This is a genomic window from Streptomyces sp. TM32 (genome assembly GCF_004122755.1).
GTDB classification, from domain to species: Bacteria; Actinomycetota; Actinomycetes; order Streptomycetales; family Streptomycetaceae; genus Streptomyces; species Streptomyces sioyaensis.
Map to the genome: position 1 here is coordinate 1 of NZ_SDIG01000254.1, position 6524 is coordinate 6524.

General features: G+C 72.4%; 5 protein-coding genes. 2 read left to right on the forward strand and 3 right to left on the reverse strand.

The genetic code is table 11. From position 1 onward, the window contains the following. Nucleotides 1-94: 94 nt before the first annotated feature. Nucleotides 95-1897 carry a serine/threonine-protein kinase gene (locus EST92_RS30440; protein ID WP_275540909.1) on the reverse strand — a complete coding sequence of 601 codons (1803 nt, stop codon included), beginning with the start codon at nucleotides 1895-1897 and terminating at the stop codon, nucleotides 95-97. A gap of 268 nt (nucleotides 1898-2165) precedes the next feature. Here EST92_RS30440 and EST92_RS30445 point away from each other — a divergent pair, with 268 nt between their 5' ends. Then, nucleotides 2166-3629, forward strand: coding sequence for a PspC domain-containing protein (locus EST92_RS30445; protein WP_129283901.1), 1464 nt, complete (start codon nucleotides 2166-2168; stop codon nucleotides 3627-3629). After that, nucleotides 3626-3853: a hypothetical protein gene (locus tag EST92_RS30450; RefSeq protein WP_129283902.1), complete on the forward strand. Its 228-nt coding sequence runs from the start codon at nucleotides 3626-3628 to the stop codon at nucleotides 3851-3853. The genes EST92_RS30445 and EST92_RS30450 overlap by 4 nt, the downstream gene beginning before the upstream one ends. 114 nt (nucleotides 3854-3967) lie before the next feature. On the opposite strand, the gene EST92_RS30455 is transcribed toward EST92_RS30450, so the two are convergent. Both EST92_RS30455 and EST92_RS30460 read right to left on the reverse strand, forming a co-directional pair. Next, on the reverse strand, nucleotides 3968-4513 hold the full coding sequence (locus EST92_RS30455; protein ID WP_129283903.1) for a TQO small subunit DoxD: 546 nt from the start codon (nucleotides 4511-4513) through the stop codon (nucleotides 3968-3970). Between the two features lie 335 nt (nucleotides 4514-4848). Next, nucleotides 4849-6126: a hypothetical protein gene (locus EST92_RS30460; protein WP_129283904.1), complete on the reverse strand. Its 1278-nt coding sequence runs from the start codon at nucleotides 6124-6126 to the stop codon at nucleotides 4849-4851. Nucleotides 6127-6524 lie beyond the last annotated feature (398 nt).

A 6524-nucleotide genomic window follows, 5' to 3' on the forward strand; every position in this document is an offset into this window, starting at 1 on the left:
CTCCTGGTGTACGGCTCTTCGGGGCCGGGCCTGGGGTTCCGGACCTGACGCCCGGAGTCGGAGTGGGCGGCGGCCCCGGGTCGGGTGCCGGCCGTCAGCCGGTCGGATCGGACCTGCGGAAGCCGTCCTTGATGTGCGTGAAGAGCTGCTCGTACTTGGTCCAGTTGTCCTTCGGCGCGGTCACGCAGATCGCGTACTCCTTGGCGCCTTCGCGGCCGAACCCGAGGTCGACGCCCCGGAAGGTACGGGCCCGTCCCTGGAAGGTGAACTCCCAGATCGCGGCGGGGTCGCCCTGGTATCTCGTGGGCTGCATCCGCAGCCGCGAGTAGACGGGGTACAGCTTCTTGAAGGAATCCTCCACGTCCGTGAGGTGCTGCACCTGGTCGGGCGAGGAGAAGTCCAGGACGCTGAGAGTCACCTGGGCGCGTTCGGCGTCGGAGGAGTAGATGATCTCCCGTCCGCTGTCCCTGACCTGCCGCTTCCAGCCGACGGGCAGCGGGAAGGTCACACCGAGCGCGGACTCCGTGATCTTGCGGTAGCCGGCGGGGAGAGCCGGCGGCGGGCCGAGTTTGTTGTCCGGAACGCGGGGGCGCGCCGGGACGTTCTTGTCCGAGGCCTCGTTGGCCACGCCGGTGTCGTCGCGCTGCGTCAGGTACCAGGCCGTGCCCACCCCGCCGCCGGCGAGCAGCACCCCGACGACGGTCCAGACCACGATCCGGGCGCCCCTCCGCTTACGGGGCTTCGTGCTGCCGGAGGGGACGGCCACCGGACCGGTCACTGCCTCGCCACCGGCGTCCGCGCCCGTACCGGCAGTGGTACCGCTCCGCGTCCCCGTGCCCGTGCCGTTCCGTCTGCCGGTGCCGGTGCCGGTGCCGGTGCCGTTCCGTGTGCCGGTGCCGTTCCGTGTGCCGGTGCCGTTCGCGGCGTGCTCCGGGGCGGCGTCTTCCCCACCCATGGGCGCCACCGCCCGGGTCGGCGCCTCTGTCGTCCCGTTCGTCGCGGCCGAGTCCGGGGCGCCACGCCCGACCGTGCCCAGCGCCAGCGTCGGCCAGCCGACCATCGCCGTGTCCACCTCGGCCTCGGTGGCCCGCAGCGCCTGCTCGACGACCTCGGCCGACGGCCGGTCCTGCGGCTCCTTGGCCAGCAGCGCCTCGATCAGCGGGGCCAGCGAACCGGCGTTGCACGGCGGCTCGTGCGGGTCCATGGCAATCGCGTAGGCCGTCTCGACCGCGGTGTTCTTCCGGAACGGGGGACGTCCCTCGACCGCCTGATAGAGCGTCGCGCCCAGCGCCCACAGATCGGAGGCTGGCCCCGGGGTTCCGCCCTTGACCCGCTCGGGCGCCAAGTAGTCGATGGAACCCACCAGCTCACCGGTCTTGGTGAGCGTCGAGGTCCCGCTGGCGACCGCGATACCGAAGTCGGTGAGCACGACCCGGCCGTCCTCACCGAGCAGGACGTTGCCCGGCTTGACGTCCCGGTGCAGCACACCGGCGGAGTGTGCGGCACGCAGCGCCGCGATCATGCCGCGGCCGATACGGGCGGCCTCGCGCGGGGTGAGCGAACTGTCGGCCCGTGCGGCTTCCTTGATGGCATCGCCGAGAGTCGTGGAGGGGACGTATTCCATGACGATGCAGGGCAGCCCGGCGTCGTCCACGACGTCGTGCACCCCCACCACATTGGGGTGGTTGATACGCGCCGCGGCCTGCGCCTCACGGGTGGTGCGCTCATGACGCGTTGCCAGTTCGTCCTCTTCGAGCTGCGGCGAGACGTGCAGTCGTTTGACCGCCACCTGGCGCCCGAGGAGTTCGTCCCGGGCTCGCCAGACGGTCCCCATACCGCCCTGGCCTATCCGTTCAACCAGGCGATATCGCCCGGCGACCAGTCGCCCCTCGTTCACCGACGCCGCCTCCGTCACCGCACGCCCCTCCGGAGCCCCGTACGTATCCAGGGCGCAACGATAGTCGCCACCGCGCCCGGACAGGCCTTTGGCCACCACACGTACACGCCCTTCTTTCATGTCGCGGCAACCGCCCGGGGTCATATGCGAACCCACGAGGGGTTTCACCACCCCCTGGGGCGCCTCGGGGCTGCCGGCCGCAGATCTCAGGGATCCGCCAGGGTTTTCACCGATGCCGCGGCCAGGCGTTCCTTGTCACCATGGGCCCATGAGCGATACAGCCCCCGTCGAGGAACCGGCGCCCGGCGACCCTGCCGGCCCCGCCGGTCCCGCCCCGGCGCCTGCCCCGCTGCGCCGCAGCCGGCGGCACAAGGTGGTCGGCGGGGTGTGCGCCGGACTGAGCCGGCAGTGGGATCTCGATCCGGTGATCTTCCGGATCGTGCTCGCCGTGCTCTCCGTCGGCGGCCTCGGGCTCATCGTCTACGGCTTCGCCTGGCTGCTCATCCCCCTCGACGGCGAGGAGGAGAACGAGGGCCGCAGGCTGCTCTCCGGCCGGGTCGAGGGCTCGGCACTGACGGCCCTGCTGTTCGCGCTGGTCGGCTGCGGGCTGTTCCTGACCACGCTCGGCAAGGGCAGCATGATGCCGTTCGCCATCATGCTGATGCTGGCGGTGGCCGGCTCCGCCTATTGGTCGCGCCGGCGCCGGCAGATGGGGGCGCAGGACCCGGAGTCGCTGGACTCCGCCACCGCACACGCCGTCGCCGATGCCCCGCCCGAGACCAAGGCGCCCCCGGTACCGGCCTTCCCCTCCTGGTGGCGCGACCCACGCTCCAGGGAGGCCGGCGGTCCGGCCTACCTGTGGGGGCCGGACAACACCCCGCTCCCGCTCGACATCAACTACCGGTACGAGCACGGCACCGGCGCACCCACCGCACCGTACGGCGCCGGGACCGGCGGGAGCCATCCGCCCGGCGCCCCCTCCGCGCCGCCGCACGGCACCCCTCCCGCCCCACGCAGAACTCGCCACGGCGGCCGGTCGATCGGCGGCTGGACCTTCCTGCTCGCGCTGCTCGTCGGCGGCGGCACCGCGCTCGCCGTCTCCCGGCAGGACGGCCTCGTCCCGTCCCTCCAGGCCGGGCTGGCGTGTGCACTGGCCGCCTTCGGCCTCGGGCTCGTCCTCAGCGCCTGGTACGGACGGACGGGCGGCGGCACGGTCTTCCTGGTGGTACTGACCGCCCTGCTGCTGACGGGGGCGGCGGTGATGCCCCGCAACCTCACCGCCGACTGGCAGAAGCGCACGTGGACGCCCACCGGCGTCGGTGCCGTCCGGCCGCACTACGAGGTCGGGGCGGGGGAAGGCACGCTGGACCTTGGTGACCTCCCCCTCAAGGCCGGCCGTACGGTCCACACCAGCGTGGACGTGGCCTTCGGCCGCCTGGAGGTGCGGCTGCCGCAGGGAGTCAGCGCGCGTCTCCATGTCTCGCTCGGGCTCGGCGATGTCCAGCTCCCCGGTGAGTCACCGCACGACGTGGACCTGTCCGCGGGCGACCGGCAGCGGACCATCACCCTGCCCGCCGACGGCCTCAAGAAGGGCGAGAAGCCGCGCGGTTCGGTGGATCTGGACCTCCATATCGGCGCCGGGCAAGTCGCCATCCAACGCCTCGCGCCGGACTCGGCCCCGCCGGCCCCCGTCGCGCCGACCGCCCCGACCCCTCAGGGAGCCGCCCGGTGAAACGCCACCCCTTCGAACCGGCTCGTCTCATCGCTGGCCTCGCCGCCCTCACCGTCGGCGTGGGCTACGGCCTCGACGCCCTCGGCCTCTGGCAGGCCCCCGGCCTCTGGCTGTTCCTGGCCCTCCCCGTCGGCCTCGCCCTCTCCGGCATCGCCGCCGCCTGGACCTCGTCCCGCCGCCACCGCACACCGCCCACCGACCCACCGCCCGTCACACCGCCCTGACCAGGCGCACACCCTCCTGGCCGGGCAGCGCCCTCACACCCCCGCCGGCACCGCCCTCACATCCCGACGGACGCCACACCCGGCCGTTCCGCCACCCAGCAGAGCGCCGCCCGCCTAGCCGTACAGCTGCGCCCCGTGCCGCTTGCGACGGTTCGCGAGGGCGGAGTCCAGGGAGAACCTCGGTGTCCCGGCCAATACGAGCGGCACCCAGGCCATCAGGTAAGCCAGGTCGTTGCCGTAGTAGTACGGCGTGGTCGCCCAGCTCACGGTGAGCCACAGCATCAGCGAGATCAGCGCACCGCCGAACGCCGCCAGCCGTCCCAGCAGGCCCACCAAGGTCCCCAGGCCGACCGCCAGTTCACCGGCCGCGATGGCATAGCCGAACATCACCGTATTCTGCTGTGCAAGGTCGATGAGCTGCGGAAACGCCGCCGCATCATGGACTTGGCGCAGCGTTTCCCCCAGCGACCCCGCACCGGAGGCGGACAGAAACGCCGGGTCCGTCAGCTTGTCGATGCCTGCGTAGAGGAAGGTGGCGCCCAGAAAGAGCCGCAAGGGGAGCAGCGCATGGCGCGCCCACTGTCCCCGCATTCCGGTGGCGGGGCCGTCCAGGCTCGCACCTCCGAACTCGGCACCCATCGTGCGATTCGCATGAACCATGACGTCCGCCTCTCCGTTGCCACCGGGCGCAGACGATTGTGCCCGCGCCCGCGCCTCGTGGGGAGATACGTATGCACATGCGCAAGAGGTTCAACGGACGGATGCACTTCCGGCGGCCGGGGCACACAGAAACGTCACGTCCTGACGGTCACGCCCCGGCCGTCAGGCCACCGCGGAGGGCCCTGCCGACCATGGCCGTCAGAGGGGACCGCCCGACAGACGAGACGCCCCTCCCCCCGCCGCCCCGAAGAGCCGGACACCAGGAGTCCGCGAATCCGGGAATCCAGGAGTCCGGAGACCACGCCCCCGGAGAACACCGCCACCCCTCAATCCACTCAATCCAAGATGTCCAATGGATAGCCCGCCGTCTCCACCCCCGCGGCCGTGATCACCCGGACCTTCACCCGGCCCGGCTCGACATCGACCGGGACCGGGACCGTCAGCACCCCGTCCGTGGGATTGGCGAAGCCGCCGGCCACCGGGACCAGGGGGACGGGGACATGGACATCGCCGATCCGCACCACGGTCCGGGCGAGCCGGTCGGGCGTGCCGGCGCCCGGCGGGACGAAGCCGGCGCCGCGGATCTCGATGTCGTCACCGGTGCGGACCGGGGCCGCGAGGTCGCCCAGTTCACGGGAGCGCACCACGGAGAGGATCACCGGTCGGCCGCCCGTCACCAGCTTCCCCAACAGGGAGGTCGTCCCGGAGAGCCCCGCCAGAAGCACCAGCCCCCAGGGCAGCTGCGGCAGTTCGTTCGCCTGCCGCGCCAGCCGTACCAGGGCGCAGCCCAGGACGGCGGCGTTCACCAGGACGTACTGCACGTCCAGGAAGCTGCCGCGCCCGGCGTCGTCCGTCAGCAGATCGGCGGCGCGCGGCCGCTCCGCGGGCACCTTCTGCAGCCACCCGGACCGCACCCGCGCGCCGACCAGCCCGTACGCCAGCACGGCCACCCCGCAGGCGACCGCAAGCATCGTCAGCAGGGAGCCGGACCGTGCGAACGCCAGGCCCTGGAGCAGGGTGCGCCGCGCGTCCGGGGTGCCGGCCAGCGCCAGTTGCACCGCGAGCGTCAGGACGGCGTACAGCACCGCACCCGCCCAGCCGGCCGCCACCGTCCGTGAGGTGGACAGCCGACCGTCCTCCCCGATCAGCGGTGCCAGCGCCCCGCCGTGCGCCCGGTGCCACCAGGCCGCCGCCGTCACCCCCAGCGCCAGTACGACGGCCGCGAGCAGCCCCGCCGTCCGGGTCGCCGTCCAGCCATGGGCGAGGGCGGTCAGCGCCTGTCCGAGCAGCACGGCCACCACCGCGCCCCAGACGCCGAGCAGGGTGCGTCGTCGTACCGTCGTCAGCCAGGTGACCCGCTCGGCCGCACGCCGCTTGGTCAATTCGCGTGCGGAGAGGGTGAGTTCGTCCGAGACCCACTGCCGGGAGGCGCCGGCGGAGCGGGCAAGCCCGGCCGGCACCCCGCGTCCGGCGGCGAAGTCCTCCCGCATTGCGACGAACGCCGCAACCGCCTCTCGGTGCCCCACGCGGGCGCCGTGCGGACACTGCCCGCAGCGGCACTCGCCGCCGTCGGCGCCCTCCGCGCCCTCCCCCGGCTCACCCGCACCGGTCATCCCGCCCGCCGCATCCACCGCCACGTCCGTTACCGCCCGCCACCGTCATCAACTTGTCCCGTACAAGGGGGAATTGTGCCGTAGAAAGCCGGGTGCGATATCAAACATCCAGCTGGGGGCGGGTGGCGGGCGCATCGGCGCGTTGACGTACGGCGTCAGAAGGGCCGGAAAGCCGTGCGCGCCCCGATAATTCCGTACCGGCGTGCGTATCTGCACCCCGGCGTTTCCGTACCGGTGTGCGTATCTGACCCCGGCGTTTCCGTACCGGCGTACGCATCCGTACCCCGGCATGCCGTACCGGCGTACGCCCATCCGCCCGCAACGCCTGACAGTGAGGATTGGCCATGGCACCGCTTGGGGGTCTGACTCTTCGCCTGACTGACGCTCCTGCTGTCTTT

Excerpts from the sequence above, each read along its gene's own strand:
- EST92_RS30460 (WP_129283904.1), bottom strand. The coding sequence starts at position 6,126 with ATGACCGGTGCGGGTGAGCCGGGGGAGGGCGCGGAGGGCGCCGACGGC.
- EST92_RS30445 (WP_129283901.1), top strand. The coding sequence starts at position 2,166 with ATGAGCGATACAGCCCCCGTCGAGGAACCGGCGCCCGGCGACCCTGCC.
- EST92_RS30455 (WP_129283903.1), bottom strand. The coding sequence starts at position 4,513 with ATGGTTCATGCGAATCGCACGATGGGTGCCGAGTTCGGAGGTGCGAGC.